The organism is Flavobacterium panici (assembly GCF_024499525.1).
In the GTDB taxonomy this organism is placed as follows: Bacteria; Bacteroidota; Bacteroidia; order Flavobacteriales; family Flavobacteriaceae; genus Flavobacterium; species Flavobacterium panici.
In genome coordinates this window covers 3,830,008-3,854,999 of the sequence record NZ_CP100437.1, presented here as the reverse complement: position 1 = coordinate 3,854,999, position 24,992 = coordinate 3,830,008, and the positions used below count along the sequence as shown (strand labels likewise).

Here is a 24,992-nt window from a genome sequence, read left to right as displayed (position 1 = left end):
GAATTGAGACAAAAGTTTGTCTGATACATTTGTGGAAAGTCCACAGTTCTCTAACCCGATTTATCGGGATATCATTATGCTATTTGAGGGGGCTGCCAAATACTTCCGTAGAAATTAGAAGTAAATACAGAATTGTAACTTGGTAAAGGAATTGAAATTTTTGTGTAAGCTGAAGGAAATTCGAAGTTTACAGCTATCTGGTAACTTAAAACCTGTGCTCCGCAGCAGTTGCAGGCACAAAATGGAGAACATAAATCGTTGTCTTTATCGTGGGAATGATTTTCTTCTGATGAAAACCGGGCTGTTTTATGCATAGCGCTGTTTACTTCCATATCTGCACAAGGCATATTTGAAAGTGCCATCAAATAAATTGACATAAGTATTGCTATCCATTTCATTACTGTAAAAATAATATAATATTCTGTTTGTAATTCTATCTGCTCTTAAAAAAGTCGTAATAGATTGATTTTTAAGCATATTTATTAAAAAATAGTTCTTCCTAAAAGAAATTTTAGTTAACTTTAACAATAATTAACTCATATTATTACATATAATCCCTCTCAATATCTCTATTTTACGCCTCTAAAAACAAAAGATAAGCCGAAATTCCCTCAGAATACATTAGTACATATTTATTTCAAGCAGTTTTATTTTAATCAACTAATACTCTAATCAATGAAATGTAAAAAACTAATATCAGCCGTTTTTTTATTATTTAGTGTTTCATTTTTCGGTCAGGTTTATACTGAGAAAATCGTAGGACAAAAAAACCAGGAGTTAAAAGACAGTCTTAAAGTTGCCGATTATCCTTATGCCCTTCCTATCTGGGGTGAAAAAGTAGCTCAAAAAGGATACAAACTTCCTTATTCAGCCGGGCTTTCCTTAAATTATTTCTGGCAGGATTCTGAAATTATCATCAGTAATCTTCAAGTGGGTTTTAATAACGGGCCTATGTATAATTTAGACGAAATTGTACGTTTTGATAAATCTTCTGTCGAAGCGGGAGCACTTACTATTCGTCCGGATATATGGCTGCTGCCTTTTTTAAATATCTATGGTATTTTTGGAAAATCAAATCCTTCAACAAAAATCAATGCGGGAATTTATATACCTGATGCTGATAATAATTGGACTGAAATTGCCAATTTTAGTACAAAAGCCAATTTTAGCGCTACCACATTTGGTTTTGGAATGACACCAACCATAGGAATTGGAGGCGGCTGGCTCGATCTTGATATGAATATGGCCTGGACAGATGTAAGTGCTTTAGATAAACCTGCTTTTTCGTATGTCTTTGGTCCTCGTTTAGGAAAAACATTTAAACTTCCTAAAGCAGATCAAAATATAGCGGTATGGGTTGGCGGCTTCAGGGTTCATATAGCCGGAAATACAAATGGAAATATTAATTTATCGGATGTAATCGATTTATCTACAGCCCAGGCAAAAGTCGACAATGGACTAACTAAGGTTTCTGAAAATCAGCAAAAGGTCGATACCTGGTGGGGCGGACTAACACCTGCCGAACAAAAAAATCCTGCTAATATTGCTAAACATAATACAGCAAACCGTGCGCTGGAAAGTGCCGGAAATCTTTTGTCAACTTTAGATGGTGCTTTAAGCACTGCCAGTTCTTCATCGGTTCAATATTCGCTTCAAAAAAGGCCAAAAGATATGTGGAATTTCATTGTAGGGACTCAATATCAATTTAATAAACATATTATGTTTAGGGTCGAAGCTGGTTTTCTGGGAACTCGTACGCAAGCTTTAGGAGGAATACAATATCGTTTTGGATTATAACCTATTTTTATGAAAAAAGGTTTATTATTACTCGTCACTTTTTTTTGTATGAATCAGGCGGAATCTCAGGTTTTGATTTCTCTGATTTTTGGTGATAAACTAAATTCTCCTTTTTTAGAGTTTGGTTTAGAAGGCGGTATCAATCTTTCAGATATTTCTAATATGGAGAGTTCTGGATTGAATCCCGGTTTTAATCTTGGTTTTTATTTTGATATAAAATCAAAGCAAAATCCGGCGTGGATGATTAACACGGGTGTGATTGTAAAATCTCCTATGGGCGCACGGCAGATTCCTCTTTATTCTTTAGAAGATGAAAATCTGGATAATACTTTTGCGGGCGGAACTGTTGATCGTGAGATTCGGTATTTTAATGTGCCTATTTTGATTAAATATCAGTTTAAAAATCAAATTTATCTTAAAACCGGGCCTCAGCTTGGGCTTTTGGCTTCGGCTTTTGATCAGTTTAAAAATAAGATTAATGATAATGATGTGGTTTACAAGAAAAAGATTCGGGATGAAATCAGGGTTATTGATGCCGGAATTGCTTTTGGTACGGGATATCACATGAATGTGGGCAATGGTTTAAATATCACGATTCAATACTATTATGGTTTAGTTCCTGTTATGAAAGGTGACGGACCTAATGTATATAACAGGTCTTTGTATTTTACTGCCGGAATACCTATTGGGAAAGGAAAAGCGGCTCAAAAACGTGCTGAAAAAGAAGCAGAACTGAACAAAGTTATTCTTCCGGAAGACGAAGCGCCTAAAAAATAATTAACTGTTTATGGAGTTGAGTAATGCTAATATTTCTTCGTTGTTTAAAACATAATCAGGTGTTGTAAACAATATCGCATTATTGGGCATAAAGGGCATATCTGCCGATAATGGATTTTGCACTACAATTTTTCCACCGTTTTCCTGAATGGCTTGTAATCCTAATGTTCCATCGGTATTGGATCCTGAAAACAGAATTCCAACCAAAGAACTTCCGTAGATTTCTGCTGCCGATTCAAAAGAAACATCGATACTTGGACGGCTGTAATTTATTTTTTCTGAGGTATCTAATGCGAGTGTATCGTCTTTTTCAAATAATAAATGATAATTAGACGGGGCTATATATATAAATCCGGGTATAAGAATTGTTTTGTCTTCGATTGGTTTTACGGGAACGCTTGATTTTAAAGTAATTAATTCTTCCAGAGTCTGATCGTCTGTACTTTTGCGATGTACAACAATTACGATCGCATAATTACGCAGTGCTGTTAATTCAGGTAAAATCTGCATTAAAGCATTTAAACTTCCTGCTGATCCTCCTATTATTACTAATCTGCAGTTTGATATTATTTTATTTTCCTCCATATTTTCTCTTTTTCAAACTGTTTGTATTTGCCGGGAGAAATAGAATATTTTATTGTTTCTTTTGTGCCTAAGGCCAGAAAACCTAAAACAGCTAAGCTTTCATCAAATAAATTAATGACTCTTTTTTGAAGGTCACTATCAAAATAAATTAAAACATTACGGCATAATATAATATCAAATTCATTGAATGAAGTGTCTGATACTAAATTGTGCTGTGAATATACCATTTTTTGAGACAGCTCTTCGTTGAATTTTGCAATGCCGTAATTAGCGGTATAATAACTCGAAAAGTCTTCCTGCCCGCCTGCATCACGATAGTTTTGCGAATACTCTTTCATCATTCTAAGCGGGAAAATTCCTTTTTTGGCCGTTTCTAAAACCGTGGCATTAATATCTGTAGCATAAATTAGGGATTTATGCAGTAAACCTGCTTCTTTAAGCATTATAGCCATAGAATAGACTTCTTCGCCTGTAGAACAGCCGGCGTGCCATAACCTGATAAAAGGTTTTGTGCCTAATAATGGTAAAATTTCTTTTCTTAAAATGCCGTAAAATGTTGGGTCACGAAACATTTCTGTAACATTGACCGTGATCTCGTCGATCATTTGTTTGTAATACTCAGGATCAGAGCGAACTTTTGAGAGAAATTCATGAAAATGACCAAATCCGCCTAACTGATATACCCGGTATACACGTCTTTTTAAGGATGCTCTTGAATAACTTCCAAAATCAAAACCGTAGTATTCGTAAACTTCGTTGATAAGTGTTTCTAATTCGATATCTTCAATCATAATTTACCCCATTCAAATTTTGCTTAATACAAGCAGTAACTTATCAACATCTACCGGTTTTGAGATGTAGCCATCTGCTCCGGCTTCTAAACATTTTTCTTTGTCGCCTGTCATAGCTTGCGCAGTAACCGCTACAACAAAAATAGATTTTCTTGACGGAATGGCTTTTATTAACGGAATGGCTTCATATCCATCCATTTCGGGCATCATCATATCCAGCAAAACTGCGTCGATATTTTCGTCAGATTTCAATAATTTTATTGCATCTTCGGCACTGTTGCAAGACAAACAATCGTATGATTTAACACGTAAGGTATGTGTTAATGCGAAAATGTTTCTAGGATCGTCATCTACAATTAAAAGTCGTTTTTTACTCATAAACTTTTATATTTTTTTTGCCACAGATTAAAAGGATTAAAAAGATTTTTTTTTATAATCTGTGAAAATTCCTTAATCTGTGGCTAAAATATTTTTTACTTTATTTTTTTGCCACGAATTTCACGAATTTCACGAATTTTTTAAATACTAAATCACCTATCTGATTTGTGTAAATTCGTGAAATTCGTGGCATTTTATTTTTATACTTTATCATACAGCCATACTCGCAATAACGATAATAACTGGTCAACATCTACTGGTTTTGTAATATAATCTGATGCTCCGGCTTTTATACATTTTTCTCTGTCGCCTGTCATTGCTTTTGCGGTTACGGCAATTACAGGTAAATTTAAAAACTTAGGATTGGCACGTATTTTCTCGGCTGCTTCGTAACCGTCCATATGCGGCATCATCATATCTAATAAAACGACATCTGTATCTGGATTTTCGCTTAGGACTTTAATGGCATCATTTCCATCAAAAGCCGTAATAATCGTCATTTTAAATACTTCTAAGGCTTTTGTAAGCGAATAAATATTACGAACATCATCATCAACAATCAGTACTTTTTTATCGTGCAGAATGTTGTTTAGTAAATTTAGCTTTTTATGCCCTTCTTTTTTGTCTTTTCCTTCCTTTTTATCTTCTACTAAATGAAGAAAAAGTGAAACCTCATCTAACATTCTTTGGTACGAATGTGCGGTTTTTACAATAATAGAATCAGCATATTTCTTAATTTTTACTTCTTCTTTTAGCGATAAACTTTTTCCTGTAAACACAATTACCGGAAGTTTCTCCAAGCCCGGATTTTTCTTAATGCCATCCAGAATTTGATACGCTTGTTTATCCGGAATTCCCATGTCCAGAATTACACAATCAACTTCTGTTTTATTTAAAGCCTGAATTCCATCTGAAACTTCGCTTTTTATCTCCGAATTGATATTATACGTTTCTAAGAAATAAGATAATGCTTTGGCATGTTTTGGGTTATCTTCAATAATTAAAACCTTTTGCGCTTCTTTATTAATAATATGTTCAATTCTTAAAAACACATCCGGAATTTTATCAAATGCCACCGGTTTGTCTAAAAAGTCAACTGCACCTTTTAATAAACTTTCCTGTTTCAATTTATGTGATGACATAATATGAACGGGAATATGTTTGGTTTCGGCATGATTTTTTAATTCTTCCAGTACTTCCCATCCGCTTTTTACCGGAAGTTCAATATCTAATAAAACACCAACAGGTTTATACAGTAAAGTAAAGTTTAAGGCATGATCGCCTCTTACAGCTACAATTCCTTTATAACCTTTGTTTCGTGAAAAAGCCAAAAGTGATTTTGCAAAATGAATATCGTCTTCAACAATTAAAATTACTTTATCTCCTTCTCTTATTTCGTTTCTGTCGTCGTCTATTTCGTCTGGAATAGTTGAGCTGATATATTTTTTTGCGGGCGTTCCTGCTTCGTTTTCAGGTTCCAGTTCTACAAACGCTGTTGGCGGTATTTTCTCCACATTTGTTTTGTAAGGAACAGAACCATAAACCGGAAGACATAATGTAAAGGTACTTCCTTCATTAACTCTACTATGAAGGATAATTTCTCCTTTAAGCAATTTTGCCAATTCCCTGCTGATTGATAATCCTAAACCAGTTCCGCCGTATTTACGTTTTGTTGAACCATCGGCTTGTTGGAAGGCTTCAAAAACAAGCGGCTGTTTCTCTAACGGAATTCCTATTCCGGTATCTTTTACAATAAAGCAGATAATTTTGTCATCGTCTGTATTTATCTTGATTTCGAGTGTTACTTTTCCTTTTTCTGTAAATTTAATAGCGTTCGAAATCAGGTTTTTTAGAATTTGTTCTAAACGCATTTTGTCTGTTTTGATAACAATTGGCGCTTCTTTCGAAATAATTTCAAATTCAATTCCTTTTTCTTTAGCTACAAGATTAAAGAGATTCCAAAGTGTGTCTGTGATTTCTTTAGTCGAAATATCTAAAAATTCTAATTCCATTTTACCGGCTTCGATTTTAGATAAATCAAGAATTTCATCAATTAAACCTAATAAACTGTTTCCAGAACTCTGAATAACTTTAGCAAACTCAATTTCTTCATTGTTCATGCTTTTGTTATTGTTCTCTGATAATAAACGGCTTAAAAGCAAAATTGAATTAAGAGGCGTTCTTAATTCGTGCGACATATTAGCCAAAAACTCTGATTTGTAACGTGTTGTTAATTCTAAAGCTTCTGATTTCTTTTGAATTTCATTGTTTTTTTCTTCCAATAAAACACTTCTTTCAGAAAGTTCTTCGTTCGTTTGTTCCAACTCTTCCTGCTGCACACGCAATTCTTCTTCAGAAGCCTGCAGTTTTTCAGTCTGTGCTTCTAATTCGGCATTAATCGCTTCCAGTTCGCTGTGCTGTGTCTGAAGTTCTTCTGACTGCGATTTGGTTTCTTCCAGCAGTTCTAATACTCTTTTTCTGTTTTGAGTTGATTTTAAGGCAATTCCAATGTTATTGGCAACTGTTCGTAAAAACTCTAAATGCAACTCCGAAAAACCGTAAATACTCGCTAATTCAACCGCACCTTCAATTTTGTTATCCTGCAGCGGAACCGCCACAATATGCGTAGGTTTTACTTGTCCTAAAGCATAATTAATTTGAATATCATCTGCAGATAATGTCTTTAATTCTAATATTTTTCCAGATGAAATAGCCTGACCTATCAAACCTTCGCCTTTTCGAATGCGTTCGCGGCTTTTACTCGGTATATAGCTATATCCACCAGAAGATACTAATTCGTTTTCTTCAATAACATACAAAACTCCTGCGCTGCTATTGGTATATTGGCATAAAAACTCAATAATATCTTTAGAAAGCTTTTGTAGTGTTTTTTCGCCCAGCATCGCATTATTCAACTCTGCGACTCCAGTTTGAAGCCATTCTTTTTGAGAAAGAAGTTCAAATGAGTTTTTAAGGGAAACTCCCATTGTGTTCAACGATTCCCCTACACTTCCCAGTGCATCGGCTTTTGTATCGTCTACACGAATATCGTAGTTTCCTTTTGAAATGTTGGTTGCAATGCTGCTGATTGCTTCAATCCTTTGCGCTGTTTCAATATCTTTTTTCTCCAGTTCTTTTTGTAATGCTGAACGTTCGTTATAATCTTTTAGGATTCTGATCAGGAAAACAATCGAAATAATGAAAGCGATGAAAAAGGCGACTATAATTAAAATTAAACTATAATTACCATAACGCTCAGAATTTGAATTTCGTTCTTCCAGAAGCTTTTGTTCTGTATTTTCTATTTTTTTGATAACCGCTCGTATGTCGTTCATCATTATCCTGCCTTCATTCAAGTCAAAGACAAGTGTTTCCTTGTTTAAACGCTTTTTTACGATTTGATTATTCAGGTATTTAAAGAACCCGGAACGTTTAGATGCTAAGTCGGTTAACAGTTTTTGCTGTGGAGGATTATCTGCTGTAAGCTCTTCCAGCTTTTCAAAATAAGCATTTGATTTGGATTCAGATTCATTAAACCGGTCTACAAACTGTTCGTCACCAGTTAATAAATAGCCACGCATACTTGTTTGGGCTTCCGTAATGATGGCCGAACCTTCGTTTAAGTTATAAATAACATCCTGGGTATGGTTTACCCAGAAATTACTGTTTAACAAACTTTTGATGCTGATAAAGGAAGCAACAGAACTAATTGTTAACACTAATAATGAAACTAATGAACTGATTAGCAGATTTCTTTTAAAGTTACCATTCATGGTTTTAAAGTGTATTTTATTCGTATTTTAGGGGAAGAACTATAATAAAGCTGGCGCCTTTGCCTACTTCACTTTTTGCCGTTATTAATCCGTTGTGTTTTTCTATGATTTTTTTTGCGATTGCCAGACCAATTCCGGTTCCTTCATAAGTCTGTCGGTCGTTTAAACTCTGGAAAATAATAAAAATTCGGTCCAGATAAATTTCATCAAAACCAATTCCGTTATCTTTTACCACAATTCTGCAATACTTTCCTTCTGGCGCAGTTGGACTGTCAAACGATTTATCGGCAATTAATTCAGCCGTAATTTCAATTAATGGAGGTTCATCACCGCCTGAGAATTTAAGGGCGTTTCCAATTAAATTTTGAAATACCTGCCTTAACTGGCTCGGAATACTGTCTATTGTGGGGAGTTCTGTAGCTTTTACAGTCGCATTTTTTCTTTCAATCAAATAATCAAAATCCGAAAGAACTTCCTGTAAAACCACATTAAGATCTGTAACTTCCGGTTTAACCTGTGCTGATAATCTGGAATAGGCAAGAAGATCTGTAATAAGGGTCTGCATTCTTTCGGCAGATTTTATGGTTCTGTCGACATAATCAATTCCTTTTTCATCTTCTTTTAAGTAAAGTTCCTTGATTATTTTAATAAAAATCTGGATTTTCCTTATAGGTTCATTTAAATCGTGCGATACTACCCAGGCAAACTGCTGTAATTCGTGGTTTTTCATCTCTAATTCTTCGTTTTTCAAAACCAGTTCTTTGGTTCTTTCCGCGATTTTGATTTCGAGATTATCCTGCGCTTCTTTTCTAATTTTGATTTCTTTCGAAAGAAGGTCTTTTATGCCTTTTAGTTCATTTTGCTGTTCATAGATTTTAATGAAAGTTTTTACCTTCAGCATCAATAAATCCGTATCAACAGGTTTTGTAATGTATTCTACCGCGCCGCTTTCATATCCTTTAAAGATGTATTTTTTTTCGATGTTTAATGCCGAAAGAAAAATTACGGGAATGTCTTTGGTTCGTTTATTTCCAGAAAGAATTTTAACTACTTCGAAGCCGTCAAGTCCAGGCATCTGAACGTCCATAATGATAAGACAGTAGTTTGTTTTTAAGATTTTCTTTAAGGCTTCTTCACCAGATTCGGCAGTATCTACGTCGATATTGTGCAGTTCTAATGTTTTCTTTAAGGCAATAATATTTGCCTTGATATCATCAACAATTAATACCATGCTGTTATGGGGAATAAAGCGTTACTAGTTAAAAAATATTGAATCATTGGTTTGAAAAGGTTCTTATTTAAAATATCTGATCCTATTTTAAATATGGTTAGTCAAAACTTTCAAATTTAGAAAAAAAACAAGCATTCAGTTTTACATCGGTATTTAATTCGTTACATAATTCCCATGTTTTTATTCCTAATTAAATTGAATTTATGAAAGTCAGCTTATTAAAAATTTACCCATTTGAAAAAAATTAAAACAATTATAGCTTTTTTCTTTCTTTTTTAATTTATAGAGGTAATCAAAATTTTATTAGAGCCCTATTTTCATTGGTTAATCTGCTAATTTTAATCAATAGAATTTGTTTTTAAAAGTACATGTTATGAAAAAGCCTAAAACATTTCCGGAGCAAAAACAAGAGCTTCCCGGAAACGAACATAAAATGAATCCCGAACCGGAAATTATAAGAGAGAACTACACGGGAAGCGGAAAACTTCTTGGTAAAACTGCTTTTATAACCGGCGGTGACAGCGGAATAGGCCGAAGCGCTGCCGTACATTTTGCGCGTGAAGGTGCCAATATTGCCATTGTATATTTAAAAGAAGATAAAGATGCGAAGGAAACAAAAGCAATTGTTGAAAAAGAAGGTCAGCAATGTCTGCTGATAAGCGGTGACTTAAAGGATGAGAAATTCTGTAAAGAAGCTATTAAAAAGTGCATTACAACTTTTAAAACCATAAATGTTTTAGTGAACAATGCGGCTATTCAATTTCCGCAAAATGAACTGGAAAAAATTACCGCTGCGCAATTGCATAAAACATTTGAAACTAATATTTATCCGTATTTCTATATTACTAAAGCGGCACTTCCCTATTTAAACGAAGGCGATACGATTATCAATACAAGTTCTGTAACTGCGTATCGCGGCAGCGAGCATTTAGTTGACTATTCGAGTACAAAAGGTGCTATTGTAAGTTTTACAAGATCATTATCGACCATGCTTGCCAAAAGAAAAATCAGGGTAAACGGCGTTGCGCCAGGACCAATATGGACGCCTTTGATCGTGGCAAGTTTCGACAAGATTTCAGATTTTGGAAAAGACAACCCAATGGAAAGAGCCGGACAGCCCTCTGAAGTGGGGCCTGCGTATGTGTTTTTAGCCTGCGAAGACAGCAGTTATATCACCGGACAGTTTATTCATATTAACGGCGGAGAATTAGTTGGTGGATGATAAGATTGCCCACAGATTTTACGGATTGAACAGGTTTACGCTGGTTATCTGTCATTTCGAGGAACGAGGAATCACACACGAGAGTCCGCAAAGTAAGGCTCTTCATCATTACTTCGCAGTATAACAAAAAAACAAATCTGTGTAAACCCGTTTAATCCGCAAAACCCGTAGGCAAAAACTTAGAATCTTAGCCTCTCAGCACCTTAGAACCTTAAAAAAAATGAACTACATAGACATCATAGGATTATTTGCCGGAGCCTGTATTACACTCTCCACAATTCCGCAGATTTTAAAGGTTTGGAAAACCAAGAAAGTAAAAGATATTTCCCTTAAAACTTTCAGCATTCTTACTTTCGGAATCGCAGTTTGGATTATTTACGGGATTCTAAAAGAGGATCTTCCCATAATAATCACAAACAGTGTTTCCTTATGTCTGAATCTCGTCATGGTTTATTTTATTATTTATTATGAGAAAGAGTAGTTTTTGAGATGCTAAGATTCTGAGATGCTAAGTTTTTGCCCACAGATTTCTACAGGTTGAACGGGTTTACGCTGAGTTATAATCTCGCAAAGTCGCAGAGTCGCAAAGTTTTTTTGTGTAGGCCACAGATTAAAAAGATTAAGAGGATTTTTTGAATTGCCTCCAGCTTTAGCTGGAGGTTTTAGAATAGAATTTCAAAAGGCTTTAGCCAAACTTTCCTAGTTTGGATAAAGCCTTTTATACATTAATTATTTTTTTTATCTAGCTAAAGCTGGACGCTATTAACTTAAAAAACTTTGCGTCTCTACGACTTTGCGAGATTAAAAACCTGCGCAACCTAGTTTAAATCAGTAAAACCCGTGGGCAAAAAAAATAAAAAAACAGCTTCTTTAGGAAAAGCTGTTTTTTTCGTAATAGTAGTTAATATATAATGCTTGTTAGCTAGCTAATTTTTGATTGTATGGTTTAAATGAAAAATGATATTTTGCTCTAAGATGTCTTGCCGCGGCCAGCATTTCAGAAAAATTCATGGTCGAAATTCGTTTAATTTCATTAATCGGTTTCATTGCCAGATTAACAACAGGATCAAATGTGCTCAGGTAGTTAAAACTGTGCTGCTCTACCTCTATTTCAACAATATTCTTTAAAATACTTTTTTTAAGCAGCGTTCCCACAAGTCCTTTTTGCGGCACTGTTTCGTATTCTTTTATTCTTTTTGAGATTCTTGAATTTTCTTTTCCTATGTAAATATAATTTCCAGAATCGTTTGTAAAATGCTGTTTAACCTGATTGGTCAATTCCACATTTTTGTTTTCAATTGTTGGCATTCCAAGTAATGTAAACTGAATACGTTTATGGCTTTCAAAATACAATACACTATTGATAACCGAAGAATTGCTTAAAACAGCCGATTGCTTTTTGCTTAAAACTTTCTTTTCTCCATTTGCGCCAAAACTATGGCTTACGTTTCCGTTTTCGCAGTAAACAAAAAACACAGGTGCGCTTTTAAAAGATTCGATACTCAAACTAACTTCTTCATTAAATTCAAGATCAAAATGCATAAACAGGACTTTATCATCAAATCTATTTCCTTTAATAGAGCCTTTTGTCCATTTTGATTTAATATCTAAATTATATTCATTGTTATTCGCTGTAAGCTGACCATTAAAACTATCTTTTAAGTCGTTAAAAACAGCATCAAATCCTCCGGTATTTATGTAAAGTTTTTTCATTTGCTTTGGTTTAAGAAAAGTAGTTTGTATTTATTTACGTACAAAAACAACTTTTGGTTTTTTACTCATTTTCTATAACCCAAATTTCGTACTTCTTGCAAATCAAATCCTTATACAATTTCAATCAGAAATTTCATAATTTTTAGCTGCGTAGCAACAAAGGTTCAAAGTGACAGAGAAACAAAGGTTTCCCTCTCAATACTTTAGAAAAGACGCACTGCAGTGCGTCTCTACAAAACCTCTGAACCTTTGAACCTCTGAACCTTTGAACCTCTGTCCCTTTGAACCTTTAGCGAAGCTTATAAAAAGAAAAAACAGCTGCTCCAGAATAAATCTGGAACAACTGCTCCTCAGCAAAATAAAAATACTTATCTATTTTATTTTATGTAAGTTCACTTATGTCTGCGTTTTTTGAATAATTTTTCTTCGGAATATCTTTAAAAAATTCGGCTTCTTCTAAATCTGCTGTTGGGCCGTATCCTAATAAATGAGTTCCTTTTTCCTGGTCTTTTGTTTCAATAATATATAAAATTGACATATCATCCGGATCGCTCATTCCTTCATAACGATGGTGCGCTACAATATATATTTCATCTGGCTTGTAAGCATATTTAGTTTCTGAATCGATTAAACAGCCATTGTCGAATAAATAATTCTTTGTATAGCCTTCATCCTGATATTTCTTTATATAGTCGGTTTCGTGTTTTTGTTCTCTTTTCATGATTTTGTAATTTAAGATTAGTTGATAATCTTTGTTAATTCAAATTTCATCATTAAAATCAATGAAAATTAACTCTATTAATTTTAATGTTAGCTCATTCAAAAAACGGAAAACAAATCAAAATTTATTTTTATAATTTTAGGTTTTAATCTGAAAAACTTTAGAAAACACTATATTAATTACACAAAATTTATTGTTTGAATCAAAACAAAAACAAATTTTTAATGAACAATACAAACCAAGATTTCATGGCAAAAGGAGGCGAAATGGGTGCATTAACCCGTGCCAAAGACTGGAGCAAAACTCCTGTTGGTGCTGTCGACACATGGCCGCAGAGTCTTCGTACTACTTTAGGAATTCTGCTGAACTCAAAATTCCCCATGTTTTTGTTTTGGGGACCGGAACATATTTGTTTTTATAATGATGCCTATCGTCCAAGTCTTGGAAACGATGGAAAGCATCCCGCTATATTAGGTCAAAAAGGTGCTGAATATTGGCCGGAAATCTGGGATTTTATTGGTCCGCTGATTGATCAGGTTTTAACAGAAGGCGAAGCAACATGGCATGAAGATTTATTACTGCCTATTTACCGAAACGGAAAAATGGAAGATGTTTACTGGACTTTCAGCTACAGTCCGGTTACAAATGATGATGGTAAAATTGACGGCGTTTTGGTGATCTGCAATGAAACTACAGATAAGGTAAACATTCACAAAAATTTAGAAGAAAGCAATAAACGCTACAGAAACAATATTCTTCAGGCACCAAATGCAATGTGCATTTTTAGAGGAAAAGATTATGTTGTTGAAATTGCAAATGAGCCTATGCTGGAATTTTGGGAACGTAAAGAAGATGAAGTTCTCAACAAGCCTATTTTTGAATCAATTCCTGAAGCTGCGGGACAGGGTTTAGAAGATATTCTTTTGAATGTTTATAATACCGGTGAAAGATTTACAGCTAATGAACTTCCGGTAAAACTAACCAGAAACGGCAAAATTGTAGATACTTTTGTAAATGTTGTTTACGAAGCTTTAAAAGAACCCGACGGATCGATCTCTGGAATTGTTGCCATTGCAAACGATGTAACACTTCAGGTTACGGCACGCAATACAATTGAAGAAAGTGAAAAACGGTTTAAGAATATTGTGAGACAAGTTCCGCTTGGAATCGCCATTCTGAAAGGCAAGGATTTACTGGTCGAAATGGCTAATGAAACATACTTGCAAATTGTAGATAAAACCGAAGAACAAACGCTTAATAAATCGGCATTTGAATATCTTCCGGAAGCTAAAGAAACCGTTCAGCCTTTGCTTTTGCAGGTTTATGAGACCGGAATCCCCTATTTTTCAAATGAATTACTGGTTACTTTAAACCGATACGGAAAACAGGAAGATTGTTATTTCAATTTGGTTTTTCATCCTTTAAGAGAAGAAAACAATGCTATAACAGGCGTTATTGTTGTGGGTTATGAAGTTACAGAATCAATAAAAGCACGTTATTATCTGGCTGAAAGTGAAAAAGCGTTTAGGAACCTGGTAATGCAGTCGCCTATTGCAATGACTATTTTTAAGGGAAAAGACCATATTATTGAGATGGCCAATACAACCCTGCATAATGATATTTGGCAGAAAGACCCAAGTGAAACTCTTGGTAAACCTTTATTAGAGGTGTTTCCTGAGCTCTTAGATCAAAAATATCCTCAATTACTTGACGAAGTACTATACGATGGAAAAACGATTCGTGAAAACGAATCTATTGCATATATTGATATTAAAGGCAAATTAGAGAAGTTTTATCTCGATTATCAATATACTCCTTTGTATGAAAAAAATGGAGAGATATCATCGATTATGGTTACCGTAAATGATGTTACAGAGAAAGTAGAAGCCAGGAAAAAGGTAGAAGACGCCGAAGAAAGAGCACGTTTAGCATCTGAAATTGCCGAAATCGTAACCTGGGATTTAAATATTCCAACGCAGGAATTGATTTATTCTGATAACCTGCCGGAGTTGTTTGGTATTCCAAAAAACTTAAAGATATCACGACCGCAAGTGCTCTCCCGAATTCTTCCGGAAGATTTTGACAACATTCAAAAAGCTTACGAAATTGCTTTGCAAACCAATATTTACAAATACGAAGCACGGGTTTTAAAACCAGATGACAGTATTGCCTGGATTCGTGTTCACGGAAAGATCTTTTTTGACGAATTAAAAAATCCTACCAAAATGCTGGGCACTGTAATGGACATTACGGAGGAAAAGAACAGACAGGAAATTTTAATGAAAAGTGAAAAAAAATTCCGTGTTCTTGCAGATTCTATGCCGCAGTTTGTCTGGACAAGTGACACAATGGGAAATCTGGATTATTTCAATCAGTCACTTTATGATTTTTGCGGCATCACAAAAGCCGATGTCGATCAAAATGGATGGCTGCAGGTGATACATCCTGATGATCGTGAAGAAAATATCAACATCTGGATGCAGTCTATAAAAACAGGAGAAGAATTTTTGTTTGAACATCGTTTTCGCCGTCATGATGGTATATACCGCTGGCAGTTTAGCCGCGCCATTCCGCAGAGAGATCCTGAAGGAAAGATTCAAATGTGGGTTGGTACCAGTTCTGATATTCAGGATCAAAAGGATTTTACAAATCAGCTTGAAAAGCAGGTTCACGATCGAACTGAAGAGCTGGAACTTAAAAACCGTGATCTGATTAACATGAATATTGAACTCCAGTCTTTTGCTTATATTTCAAGTCATGACTTACAGGAACCGCTTCGGAAAATCCAGACTTTTGCGAGTCGTTTAGCAGAGTTGGATGATCAGAATATTTCGGCGAAAGCCAAAACATATTTAGAGCGAATTGAGGTTTCGGCTAAAAGGATGCAGACATTAATTCAGGACCTTCTCACCTATTCCAGAACCAATTCTGCCGAAAGAATTTTTGTAAAAACTAATTTAGATGAAATCGTTGAAGAGGTTTTAATGGATTTTTCGGAACGTATTGAAGAAAAAAATGCTGTTATTGATCTACAGCCTTTGGGAGACGGAACTGTTATGCCTTTTCAGTTTCGACAGCTGCTGCATAATTTAATTGGAAACGCACTTAAATTTTCCCGAAAAGATATTCCACCGCATATTGAAATTAAAGCCCGCAGGGTTCCGGGAAGTGAACTAAATTTTAAAGTTAATTATCCTGAAAAAACATACTTCTGCCTGCGAATAAAAGATAACGGAATTGGCTTTGATAATGAATACAATGAACGAATTTTTGAAGTTTTCCAGCGATTAAATACTGAAAGCGAATTCTCAGGAACCGGAATTGGTCTGGCAATTGTAAAAAAAATTGTCGAAAACCATAAAGGAATTATAAAAGCAAAAAGCGAAAAAGGTCAAGGTGCAACTTTTAAAATTTTCCTGCCCGAGCTATAAAAAAACGCCAAACTCATTTTAAGTTTGGCGTTTTTTCTATGTTTTAAGTTTAACTACAATTTGTACACAAAAGTCTTTTTGTCCGGAACAAATTCTTTCCAGTTTATGGTAAGCGAATGTTCTATCGATTTTATGATATCTTTCATTAAAACCGGCTTTGTAATAAAATAATTTGCGCCCAGATTAAGACATTTTTCAATAATACCAGGTTCATTTGATGTTGAAAAGATAATCACAGGAATATCACTTTTTTCTTTAGAACCTTTCAGCTCGTTTAATACATCAAAACCGTTTTTTCCCGGCATATTCAAATCTAAGAAAATGACAGTGGGAGTTGGCGGCGGATTATAAACGGCATTTAAGAGCTTTTCTCCACCTGAGTAAGTCTGGAGGTTAATTTCTTGTGATAATGACTCTACAGCGTCTGTAAATATGCTTAAATCGTCTTCATCATCATCAGTGTAGAATATCGTCCATTCTTTCATATGTAATTTTGGGTAAATCTGTTTGTCCAAAGATAGTTAAAATTGGCGAAATAAAACAATTTGTTTAGAAATTCTCACAAAATCGGTTAATTGAAATATAATAATTTAAAAATATAATTCTGTAAGCCATTCCATGGCAAAAATCTCAATTTTGTTATACAGCGTTTTAACGCTTTGAATCAAAATATTAAATATAAAAATTATAGAGCCATGGGAGATCATAAAGACCTTACAGAAAATTTAGCTGCTGATAAAATCAAAGAATTAGCAGAAAACATAAAAACGTGCATGTTTTGCACTTACGACAGCTACAGACTGCAGTCACGACCAATGTCTGTTCAAAAAGTAGATGATTTGGGACGTCTTTGGTTTTTATCTGACCGAAACAGTACTCATAATGCAGAGATTACGATGAATCCGCAAGTTGAGTTATTCTTCTCTGAACCGCACGATAAATTCCTGACGATACATGGAACGGCAACTATTTCGTACGACAGGGAAACAATCAAAGAATTATACGATCCAATTGTGAAAGTATGGATGCCGGGCGGTGAAGATGATCCCAATTTAAGCGTGATTACCGTAACGCCGGAAGATGGTTATTACTGGAACAACAAAAACGGTAAAATTGTAGCTATTGCAAAAATGACCGCAGCTTTTGTTACCGGGAAAGTTATGGATGACGGTATTGAAGGGAATTTGAAGTTGTAAAAGAAATATTCTCATTTTATGTCATTTCGACGAAGGAGAAATCGCACTAGTACATCGACAAAGATTAAGACATAGTTTTGTCATTTCGACTGAAAGGAGAAATCGCACGAGTAATTCCTCATAGAAAGTCGCCAATCTTTACCGATACACTAGTGCGATTTCTCCTTTCAGTCGAAATGACAAACTTATACAAAATGATAATTAAGGAATTCAAAATTCGGATTAAACTCTTTAATCAATTCAAGTTTTTTATCTCTTCTCCATTTTTTCAATTCTTTCTCTCTTGCGATTGCTTCTTGAATCCAGGTAAATTTTTCGTAATAAACTAAGGATTCAATATAGTATTTTGCGGCAAAGGAATTCACTTTTGTTGGTTACTCCAATGTAGAAAGTCGAACGGTTTTGATTTGTAATTATATAAACATAATAGCAGTGAAAGCCAATTTTGGTATTCATTTTTTTTTAACGCGAATATACTTATTTTAATATTTAGTTTGTCATTTCGACGAAAGGAGAAATCGCACTAGTATATCCACATAGAAAGTCGCCAATCTTTGCCGATATACTAGTGCGATTTCTCCTTTCAGTCGAAATGACAAAACTATATCTAAATCTTTGTAGATATACTAGTGCGATTTCTCCTTTCAGTCGAAATGACAAAACTATGCGATTATCAAAACTGCATAATCCTCTTCATCTCTAAAGCATTCAAAATCCCTGCTTCGCTTGCTGTATTATTAAAATATATAAATCCTGATTTTAAATTATTTGCAGCTTTTATCTGAAGTAATTCTTCAACTGAATAACTGGAGTAAAACATATTAGGAACTCCGTGTAACCGAATGTAAACCAGCGGAAAATCTTTAAAAATAGTCTCTGGTAATTGCGGGTGACTTACACTGCAAAATGTGATATTATTTTCCATAAAAGCATCCCAAACCTCTTGATTCCACCAGGTTTTATGGCGAAATTCAATTACGTTTTTAAATTTTAAATCCAAATTACTGATAATTTGTTTCAATCTTTCTGAAGTAAAATAATAACTCGGCGGAAACTGAAAAAGCACACAAGCCAGCTTTTCTTTTAAACCATTTTCGCAGACATTATAAAATTCTGAAATTAGATTTTCACAATCTGAAAATTGTTTGATATGAGTAATTTCTTTGGGTGCTTTTACCGAAAAAAGAAAATTTTCCGGTGCTTTATTGTACCAGTTCGTGAGGATTCTAAGCGTTGGAAACTTATAAAAGCTTCCGTTGAACTCATACGTGCTAAAGTACTGGGAATAAAACTCAAACCATTTCGAGTATGTCAGATTGTCAGGGTAGAAAATTCCCTTCCAATAGCGATTATTGTAACTTGAGCATCCTATTAAAATTTCATTTTTCATTTGTGAAGCTGTTGGCAGTTATTGCAGTAAAAACTTCGACGGTTTTTCTTCCCTGTCGGTTCTTTTATGATGGGCAAATTGCATCTTTTGCATTCTTTTTGCGAATAAGCAAGCCAATGTTTTTTGAGTTCAAATTTCTTTTTCCAATACAAAAATTCAAAACTATAAATCGAACATTCGGCTATAAGTTCATCTAACTTTTCCGGCGGAATTTTTCCAACCAAAGATTCAGGATGAATAAAACATCGGTACAAAACTTCATTTTTGATAATATTCCCCACTCCCGAAAATATATTTTGATCTAAAACAGCATCGCAAATCATTTCATTTGGGATTTTATCCAGACTTCGTTTTGCTTTTTTTGGGTCCCAATTTTCATTTAAAACATCTGCGCTCCAATCGTAATATTGATTTATTTGTCCTTCTAAAATCTTTACTGAACAGGTATAAAAGTTGATTTCTCCGCTCGAAAAACCTAAATGCAACCTTGGTGCAGTATCTTTTTTTTCGTTGATTCTGTAGGTTCCAAACATCATTAAATGAATTTTAACGGTAAAATCTTCAAAACAAATCAGGAAATGTTTTCCCCAGGTTTTAAAAGATAATAGCGTTTTATCCCTTAAACGCTCCAGATCTATACTGGCGTTTCCAGAAACTTCAATTACTTTTTTTCCTGCAAATTGGTGCACTTCTTCTTTTAGAATCAATATTGACGGACCTTCGGGCATAACTTTAGTTTTAAATTTTTAATGAAAAAAAAGTGCAGTTTTTTAGAAACTGCACTTTTTATATACTATTTTAAACTTTATTCTGCTTCTGCAGCTTCAAGATTTACAGCATTTACAGCAACTTCTGTAAGTAGTTTATCAGCTCCTTTTTCTTCATCAAGTGTTTGCTCTAATAAAGCTGCGGCTTCTTCATAACCCAGCGTTTCGGCAAACTGTCTTAAAGTTCCGTAAGTGGCAATTTCATAATGTTCGATTTTTTGACTGGCAGCAATAATTCCGGCATCGCGAACCACACCAATTTCTGTTTCTTCAAGAATTCCTTTTCCTTCTTCGATTAAACCTTCCATTGCATCGCATTTTTTAGCAGTAGCTTTTTTACCAATTAGTTCAAAAACCTTTTCTAAACGCGTTACGTGTTCTTCTGTTTCGGTTAAATGGTTATTAATAGCGTCGATTAATTCTGCAGAAGTAGCATTTTTAGCCATTGTTGGCAATGCTTTGGTTAATGCTTTTTCTGCCCAGTAAATATCTTTTAAACTATCTTCAAATAATTCTGATAATCCTGCCGCAGCATTCGATTTTGGTTTTGTTACTCCTCTTTTTACTGTTTCTTTTGTTCCAGTACTTTTCTTATCATCCGTAGTTTTCATGGTAATAATTTTTATGATTAATAGTTTGATAAAATTACTTTCTTGATTACCAGTAAGGTTATATGATTCTTTAATTAAATTTCATTCTAAACATCTGTTAATTATGCAATTAGATTTAGTAATTCTATAAGAAAATCTTTATGATTGAGAATTAGATTTGTATATATAACTATTTAAAATTAACATCATGAACACTACAGATAATAGAAATGGTACTTTTCCGAAAGATCCGGGAAGTCCAGATTCAGATAGAAATACGGTTATGAATGAGGAACTTTATGATTTAAATACGAAAGAAACTCAAAACAGCCGCTCAGAAGACGCAGAACGTGGTTATACGGTTCGAAATGGCCATAACCCTAACAAACCTAATCCTGATGAGAGATCGGGCGTTTACGACGACGATTTGGATGATTTAGATGATGATTTCCATAAAGACAGAGATCTTGAAGACAACAATGATGATATTTATGAAGTTGTTTTAGAAGATGAAGATGATTTTGATGAGGAAGATGAGGATGAGTATATCGAAGAAGACTTAGATGAACAAGAACTTGATAAGGTCGAAAACGATGAATTTGATAATCCTGCTGATACTTTTGAAAACAACTTTAATGAAACCGAAGAGGATTTAGAGGACATTGACGACGATGAGGAAGAAGAAGACAGCGAATATATTGAAGACGATGTTCAGGAAGACGATGATTATACAGAAGAAGATAAAAGAAGATTGTAATTTTTTGGAAGATTGAAAGAAAAAAGAGCTGTTTCAAAAGTCGAAACAGCTCTTTTTGTATAAATTATTTTATTTGTTTTTAATGAAAATCATTTATTATTCCGTCCAGTTATCATTCCGTTAGGAATGTCTCATTTGGTAGAAAAAAATTGCAAAATCAAACGTTCCTACGGAACGTAAAAATGGATAACAAACTAATTTTCTACCAATGAAATGTTCCTACGGAACAAGTAATATATAAAAACAAAAATAGTTGCTTTTTCATATCCAGCTTTCATTCCGTTAGGAATGTCTCATTGGTAGAAAAAACATGAAATGAGTAGCATTTATGTTCCGTAGGAACATTTGAAATGTTAGATTATAAAAAAACGATGTCAAAATCAAACGTTCCTACGGAACGTAAACTATGATAACAATATTAATTTTTCTACCAACGAGATGTTCCTACGGAACAAAAAATATATAAAAACAAAAATTGTTGCTTTTTCATATCCAGCTATCATTCCGTTAGGAATGTTTCATCGGTAGAAAAAAAATAGAGTTCAGTAAGATTTACGTTCCGTAGGAACGTTGAAGCGTTGGATTATTAAAAATTATAGAAAATCAAACGTTCCTATGGAACGTAAACCATAATAAAATATAATTTTTCTACCGACGAAATGTTCCTTCGGAACAAGAAATATATAAAAACAAAAATTATTGCTTTTTGATATCCAGTTATCATTCCGTTAGGAATGTTTCATTGGTAGAAAAAAAATAGAGTTCTGCTATATTTACGTTCCGTAGGAACGTTTGAACCGCTGGATTATTAAAAATTATAGAAAAATCAAACGTTCCTACGGAACGTAAACTATGATAACAATATTAATTTTTCTACCAACGAGATGTTCCTACGGAACAAGAAATATAAAAACAAAAATTGTTGCTTTTTGATATCCAGCTATCATTCCGTTAGGAATGTTTCATTGGTAGAAGAAAAAGAGTTCTGCTATATTTACGTTCCGTAGGAACATTTGAAATGTTAGATTATAAAAAAACGATGTCAAAATCAAACGTTTCTACGGAACGTAAACTATGATAACAATATTAATTTTTCTACCAACGAGATGTTCCTACGGAACAAGAAATATATAAATAAAAAGGGCTGTTCAATTTTTGAAACAGCCCTTTTTTATGATTTAAATCTTATTTTGAATTCAATAATTTCTCTAAATAAGATATTTTTTCTCTTTCAGATTCTAATAAACGTTCATATAAACTTTTATTTTGTTCTACAGATTCCATTAATTTATCAAGCGGATTAAAATTGCACGTATTGTAATTTCCAACAGTTCCTTGACTATTATCGTAAAAAGTATTAAAATAAGTAAACACTGCTTCTTCAGAGAAATTTTTAATTGCTTCCACGCTCAAGCCCAAAACTTTTGCAATTTCAATCAATTTTTCTTCATCAACTGTTTCGCTGTTTTCAATTGCAGAAATCGTTTGCTGGCTGGTTCCTAAAGCTTGCGCAAGCGCTTCTTGTTTCATGTCTTTTAGTTCACGAAGACGGCTTATTTTTCGCCCTATATGGTTTGATCTTGTTTGTGTGCTCATAATTCAAAGATAATAATTTGAAGTAAAAAAATAAAAAATATGTATGATACTAGATTTTTCAAGTACGATACTGATAAAATGCTCCGTTTCCAGAATTGGGCAAATTTACATTATGAGCAAAAATACAATTTTTCAGACAAATTATTTTAAAATAAAAAAACCGTTAAGAATAAACTTAACGGCTTTTTTTATGTCTTTAAAATGCTAATCTCCTATTTTTTCCAGAACCGGAATATCATCCATTTTTTGTAAACGTTCTACAAGTCCTTCCTTTGCCTCTGCTAATTCCTGTTCGGCTTTGCCTAATTCTTTGTACCACTCTTCTTTTCCTGATTCTGAGCTTTCTATTTTACGCATAATCTCATAAATTTCGCCTTCGGCTTCCATCACCTTAAGGCGTTTATAATACGTCAGGCTTTCGGTCATGTGTGCCAATGCAATCATTGCCGTTAAAAAAGGATGATTGTTGGTTACGTTTACATCTCTGATTTTTCCGTGTTCGAGTTCGACTTTTAAAGCAAAAGCAAATTCTTCCATATTAAAATCAGCATGCTTGCTTTCTGGGTTCAAATAAGCCTTAATTGCTTCGACATTATCCATTGTCGAAAGATCAACATCGGTTTGTTTTCCGTCTAGTAAATCTTTGTAAACCACATTTGCCACGGCTCTTGCTTCGGCAATTGTTGGATCGTTTTCGGGATTTTCGAAATCACGTGTTGTCCAATCCCAGTTTTCCGGATGTACAGGTTTGATGTATTTTTCGCAAAAATCTGTTACATCGTTTTTCAAACTTACCATTTCGTCTTGTCGTTTAATGTAAACGTCCTGGTAAGCTCCGCTTTTAGTTCCCATAATTTGATATTTTTAAAAGATAAACGACACATTTACCGAGATATATGTGCCGTTTTTGATTTCGTTCTTATTTTACTGAATCCTAGTGTTAAACACTTCTTCTTCCGCTTATCAGCGAAATAATAAACAACACTAAGAATATGAAAAATAAAATTTTTGCTATACTAGCGGCTCCAGCGGCAATTCCACCAAAACCAAATATTCCCGCAATAATTGCCAGAATAATAAATATGACTGTCCATCGTAACATAATAATTGATTTTTAGTTAATACTGATTTTGTTTGTTTTTTAAACTTTATGCTTTTGAAAGAGGTGCATTAACTCTTAGATTTTAATTACAGTAAACTGACCTGATAATTCTCGATCAGTTCTGCAAAGGCACTTTCGCTTCTTGAAAAGTATTTTTTTGTGCTTCGGCTCTTTTTTACTTTATCAAAATAGGGCTGAATTGATCCGTCTTCGTAAGTTGTGACCAACAAGGGATGAACGTAATAATTCTTGCACACATTTCTTGTGTTTCCCAACGCTTCTGCTGTGGCATCATAAGCCTGAACAATGTTTTTTTTGATTTCTTTTTCGTCTGATGTAACGCCTAGTTCCATTAAACTTTCAAAGAATATAATTGAGGCGGCCCAGGTTCTAAAGTCTTTGGCACTGAAATATTCGCCCGAAATATTGTGCAGATATTCATTGACCATATGACTGTCTAAAACCTTTCTTTCGCCGTTTTTATCGTAATATTTAAAAACTTCCCAACCCGGAATTTCCTCACAGCGGCTTACCAATTTGATTAATTGTTTGTTTCTTGTGGTAATGGTGTGCTGTTTTCCTTTTTTTCCGATGAATTCAAATCGGAGGGAATTTTTATTGATGTTGATGTGTCTTTTTCGCAAAGTCGAAAGTCCGTACGATTTGTTGTCTTTCGCGTATTTTTCATTTCCAATTCGGATATGCGTTTCTTCCATTAACCGAATCACAAGTGCAATTACTTTTTCTTTCGACCATTCTTTTTGTTCTAAATCGATATCCACTTGTTTTCGTATAGAAGGAAGCTTTTGTCCGAATTCTGCAATTTTGTAAAACTTGGTTTGATTGCGAATTAAATTCCATTTTGGATGATATCGATATTGTTTTCTGTTTTTAACATCTAAGCCTACCGCTTGTAAATGCCCGTTTGATAAGTCGGATATTTTTACATTTACCCACGCCGGCGGTAAAACCAAGCTGTTAAAACGCTTTATTTCGCTTTTTTGCTTAATACAGCGTCCGTTTTTTTTATAAATAAAACCATCATCTCCCTGGCATCTTTCAATTGGTAAATTTTGATTGTTTACATAAACTAATTCTAATTTTTCTAACACCAAATGCGGTGTTTTAATTAGTTGTGTCATTAGTTTTTGGGTTCTGGCGGTATTCATGGTCGT

At 34.1% G+C, this 24,992-nt stretch carries 23 protein-coding genes and 1 pseudogene; 7 read left to right on the top strand and 17 right to left on the bottom strand.

The window, feature by feature from the left end; translation table 11 throughout:
* Nucleotides 1–74: 74 nt before the first annotated feature.
* Nucleotides 75–398, bottom strand: coding sequence for a DUF6660 family protein (locus NLJ00_RS16240; protein WP_235992038.1), 324 nt, complete (start codon nucleotides 396–398; stop codon nucleotides 75–77).
* A 277-nt stretch (nucleotides 399–675) separates the two neighbouring features.
* On the opposite strand from NLJ00_RS16240, the gene NLJ00_RS16235 reads away from it, so the two are divergent.
* The gene (locus tag NLJ00_RS16235; protein WP_256634561.1) at nucleotides 676–1,797 is read left to right on the top strand and encodes a hypothetical protein; all 1,122 of its coding nucleotides are present in this window, start codon (nucleotides 676–678) and stop codon (nucleotides 1,795–1,797) included.
* Nucleotides 1,798–1,806: 9 nt separating this feature from the next.
* On the top strand, nucleotides 1,807–2,574 hold the full coding sequence (locus NLJ00_RS16230) for a porin family protein (protein WP_256634560.1): 768 nt from the start codon (nucleotides 1,807–1,809) through the stop codon (nucleotides 2,572–2,574).
* Here the strand turns inward: NLJ00_RS16230 and NLJ00_RS16225 are convergent, their stop codons facing one another.
* From NLJ00_RS16225 to NLJ00_RS16205, 5 genes are all read right to left on the bottom strand, one after another.
* On the bottom strand, nucleotides 2,575–3,159 hold the full coding sequence (locus tag NLJ00_RS16225) for a chemotaxis protein CheB (protein ID WP_256634559.1): 585 nt from the start codon (nucleotides 3,157–3,159) through the stop codon (nucleotides 2,575–2,577).
* A complete protein-coding gene (locus NLJ00_RS16220; protein ID WP_053472250.1) occupies nucleotides 3,141–3,950 on the bottom strand; it encodes a CheR family methyltransferase in 810 nt (269 codons plus the stop codon). Before NLJ00_RS16220 ends, NLJ00_RS16225 begins: the two co-directional genes overlap by 19 nt.
* A 12-nt stretch (nucleotides 3,951–3,962) precedes the next feature.
* Nucleotides 3,963–4,328 (bottom strand): response regulator, encoded by a 366-nt coding sequence (locus NLJ00_RS16215; protein WP_256634558.1) that lies wholly within the window; start codon nucleotides 4,326–4,328, stop codon nucleotides 3,963–3,965.
* A gap of 200 nt (nucleotides 4,329–4,528) precedes the next feature.
* A complete protein-coding gene (locus NLJ00_RS16210; protein WP_256634557.1) occupies nucleotides 4,529–8,101 on the bottom strand; it encodes a response regulator in 3,573 nt (1,190 codons plus the stop codon).
* A 16-nt stretch (nucleotides 8,102–8,117) separates the two neighbouring features.
* Entirely contained in the window at nucleotides 8,118–9,332 is a 1,215-nt protein-coding gene (locus tag NLJ00_RS16205; RefSeq protein ID WP_256634556.1) for a hybrid sensor histidine kinase/response regulator, read from the bottom strand.
* A 373-nt stretch (nucleotides 9,333–9,705) separates the two neighbouring features.
* Between NLJ00_RS16205 and NLJ00_RS16200 the strand changes: the two genes are divergently transcribed.
* Together NLJ00_RS16200 and NLJ00_RS16195 are read left to right on the top strand one after the other, a co-directional pair.
* Nucleotides 9,706–10,554, top strand: a complete 849-nt coding sequence (locus NLJ00_RS16200) for an SDR family oxidoreductase (RefSeq protein ID WP_256634555.1) — start codon at nucleotides 9,706–9,708, stop codon at nucleotides 10,552–10,554.
* A 220-nt stretch (nucleotides 10,555–10,774) separates the two neighbouring features.
* Nucleotides 10,775–11,035, top strand: a complete 261-nt coding sequence (locus NLJ00_RS16195; RefSeq protein ID WP_053472245.1) for a SemiSWEET family sugar transporter — start codon at nucleotides 10,775–10,777, stop codon at nucleotides 11,033–11,035.
* Nucleotides 11,036–11,472: 437 nt separating this feature from the next.
* Here NLJ00_RS16195 and NLJ00_RS16190 read toward each other — a convergent pair whose 3' ends face one another.
* Together NLJ00_RS16190 and NLJ00_RS16185 are read right to left on the bottom strand one after the other, a co-directional pair.
* On the bottom strand, nucleotides 11,473–12,267 hold the full coding sequence (locus NLJ00_RS16190) for a hypothetical protein (protein WP_053472244.1): 795 nt from the start codon (nucleotides 12,265–12,267) through the stop codon (nucleotides 11,473–11,475).
* A gap of 382 nt (nucleotides 12,268–12,649) precedes the next feature.
* The gene (locus tag NLJ00_RS16185) at nucleotides 12,650–12,988 is read right to left on the bottom strand and encodes a hypothetical protein (protein ID WP_256634554.1); all 339 of its coding nucleotides are present in this window, start codon (nucleotides 12,986–12,988) and stop codon (nucleotides 12,650–12,652) included.
* A gap of 224 nt (nucleotides 12,989–13,212) precedes the next feature.
* On the opposite strand from NLJ00_RS16185, the gene NLJ00_RS16180 reads away from it, so the two are divergent.
* Complete coding sequence (locus tag NLJ00_RS16180) at nucleotides 13,213–16,419, top strand: PAS domain-containing protein (protein ID WP_256634553.1); 3,207 nt, start codon at nucleotides 13,213–13,215, stop codon at nucleotides 16,417–16,419.
* 53 nt (nucleotides 16,420–16,472) lie between these two features.
* On the opposite strand, the gene NLJ00_RS16175 is transcribed toward NLJ00_RS16180, so the two are convergent.
* Nucleotides 16,473–16,904 (bottom strand): response regulator, encoded by a 432-nt coding sequence (locus NLJ00_RS16175; protein WP_256634552.1) that lies wholly within the window; start codon nucleotides 16,902–16,904, stop codon nucleotides 16,473–16,475.
* 210 nt (nucleotides 16,905–17,114) lie between these two features.
* On the opposite strand from NLJ00_RS16175, the gene NLJ00_RS16170 reads away from it, so the two are divergent.
* Entirely contained in the window at nucleotides 17,115–17,615 is a 501-nt protein-coding gene (locus NLJ00_RS16170) for a pyridoxamine 5'-phosphate oxidase family protein (RefSeq protein WP_053472240.1), read from the top strand.
* Between the two features lie 185 nt (nucleotides 17,616–17,800).
* On the opposite strand, the pseudogene NLJ00_RS16165 reads toward NLJ00_RS16170, so the two are convergent.
* The 4 genes and pseudogenes from NLJ00_RS16165 to NLJ00_RS16150 all read right to left on the bottom strand — a co-directional run bounded on the left by NLJ00_RS16165 (nucleotide 17,801) and on the right by NLJ00_RS16150 (nucleotide 20,383).
* A pseudogene (locus tag NLJ00_RS16165) lies at nucleotides 17,801–18,071 on the bottom strand (GIY-YIG nuclease family protein).
* A gap of 217 nt (nucleotides 18,072–18,288) precedes the next feature.
* Complete coding sequence (locus NLJ00_RS16160) at nucleotides 18,289–19,005, bottom strand: DUF72 domain-containing protein (RefSeq protein ID WP_256634551.1); 717 nt, start codon at nucleotides 19,003–19,005, stop codon at nucleotides 18,289–18,291.
* Nucleotides 19,002–19,733, bottom strand: coding sequence for a DNA-formamidopyrimidine glycosylase family protein (locus NLJ00_RS16155; protein WP_053472238.1), 732 nt, complete (start codon nucleotides 19,731–19,733; stop codon nucleotides 19,002–19,004). The genes NLJ00_RS16160 and NLJ00_RS16155 overlap by 4 nt, the downstream gene beginning before the upstream one ends.
* A gap of 77 nt (nucleotides 19,734–19,810) precedes the next feature.
* Nucleotides 19,811–20,383, bottom strand: a complete 573-nt coding sequence (locus NLJ00_RS16150) for a YciE/YciF ferroxidase family protein (protein ID WP_180857949.1) — start codon at nucleotides 20,381–20,383, stop codon at nucleotides 19,811–19,813.
* Nucleotides 20,384–20,570: 187 nt separating this feature from the next.
* Here NLJ00_RS16150 and NLJ00_RS16145 point away from each other — a divergent pair, with 187 nt between their 5' ends.
* Nucleotides 20,571–21,119 carry a hypothetical protein gene (locus tag NLJ00_RS16145; protein ID WP_180857951.1) on the top strand — a complete coding sequence of 183 codons (549 nt, stop codon included), beginning with the start codon at nucleotides 20,571–20,573 and terminating at the stop codon, nucleotides 21,117–21,119.
* A gap of 1,185 nt (nucleotides 21,120–22,304) precedes the next feature.
* On the opposite strand, the gene NLJ00_RS16140 is transcribed toward NLJ00_RS16145, so the two are convergent.
* From NLJ00_RS16140 to NLJ00_RS16125, 4 genes are all read right to left on the bottom strand, one after another.
* Nucleotides 22,305–22,715, bottom strand: a complete 411-nt coding sequence (locus NLJ00_RS16140) for a helix-turn-helix transcriptional regulator (RefSeq protein WP_256634550.1) — start codon at nucleotides 22,713–22,715, stop codon at nucleotides 22,305–22,307.
* 204 nt (nucleotides 22,716–22,919) lie between these two features.
* The gene (locus tag NLJ00_RS16135) at nucleotides 22,920–23,567 is read right to left on the bottom strand and encodes a DUF5661 family protein (protein WP_256634549.1); all 648 of its coding nucleotides are present in this window, start codon (nucleotides 23,565–23,567) and stop codon (nucleotides 22,920–22,922) included.
* Between the two features lie 88 nt (nucleotides 23,568–23,655).
* Nucleotides 23,656–23,817, bottom strand: coding sequence for a DUF1328 family protein (locus NLJ00_RS16130; protein WP_035644678.1), 162 nt, complete (start codon nucleotides 23,815–23,817; stop codon nucleotides 23,656–23,658).
* An 86-nt stretch (nucleotides 23,818–23,903) separates the two neighbouring features.
* A complete protein-coding gene (locus NLJ00_RS16125; RefSeq protein WP_319800423.1) occupies nucleotides 23,904–24,959 on the bottom strand; it encodes a DNA topoisomerase IB in 1,056 nt (351 codons plus the stop codon).
* Nucleotides 24,960–24,992 lie beyond the last annotated feature (33 nt).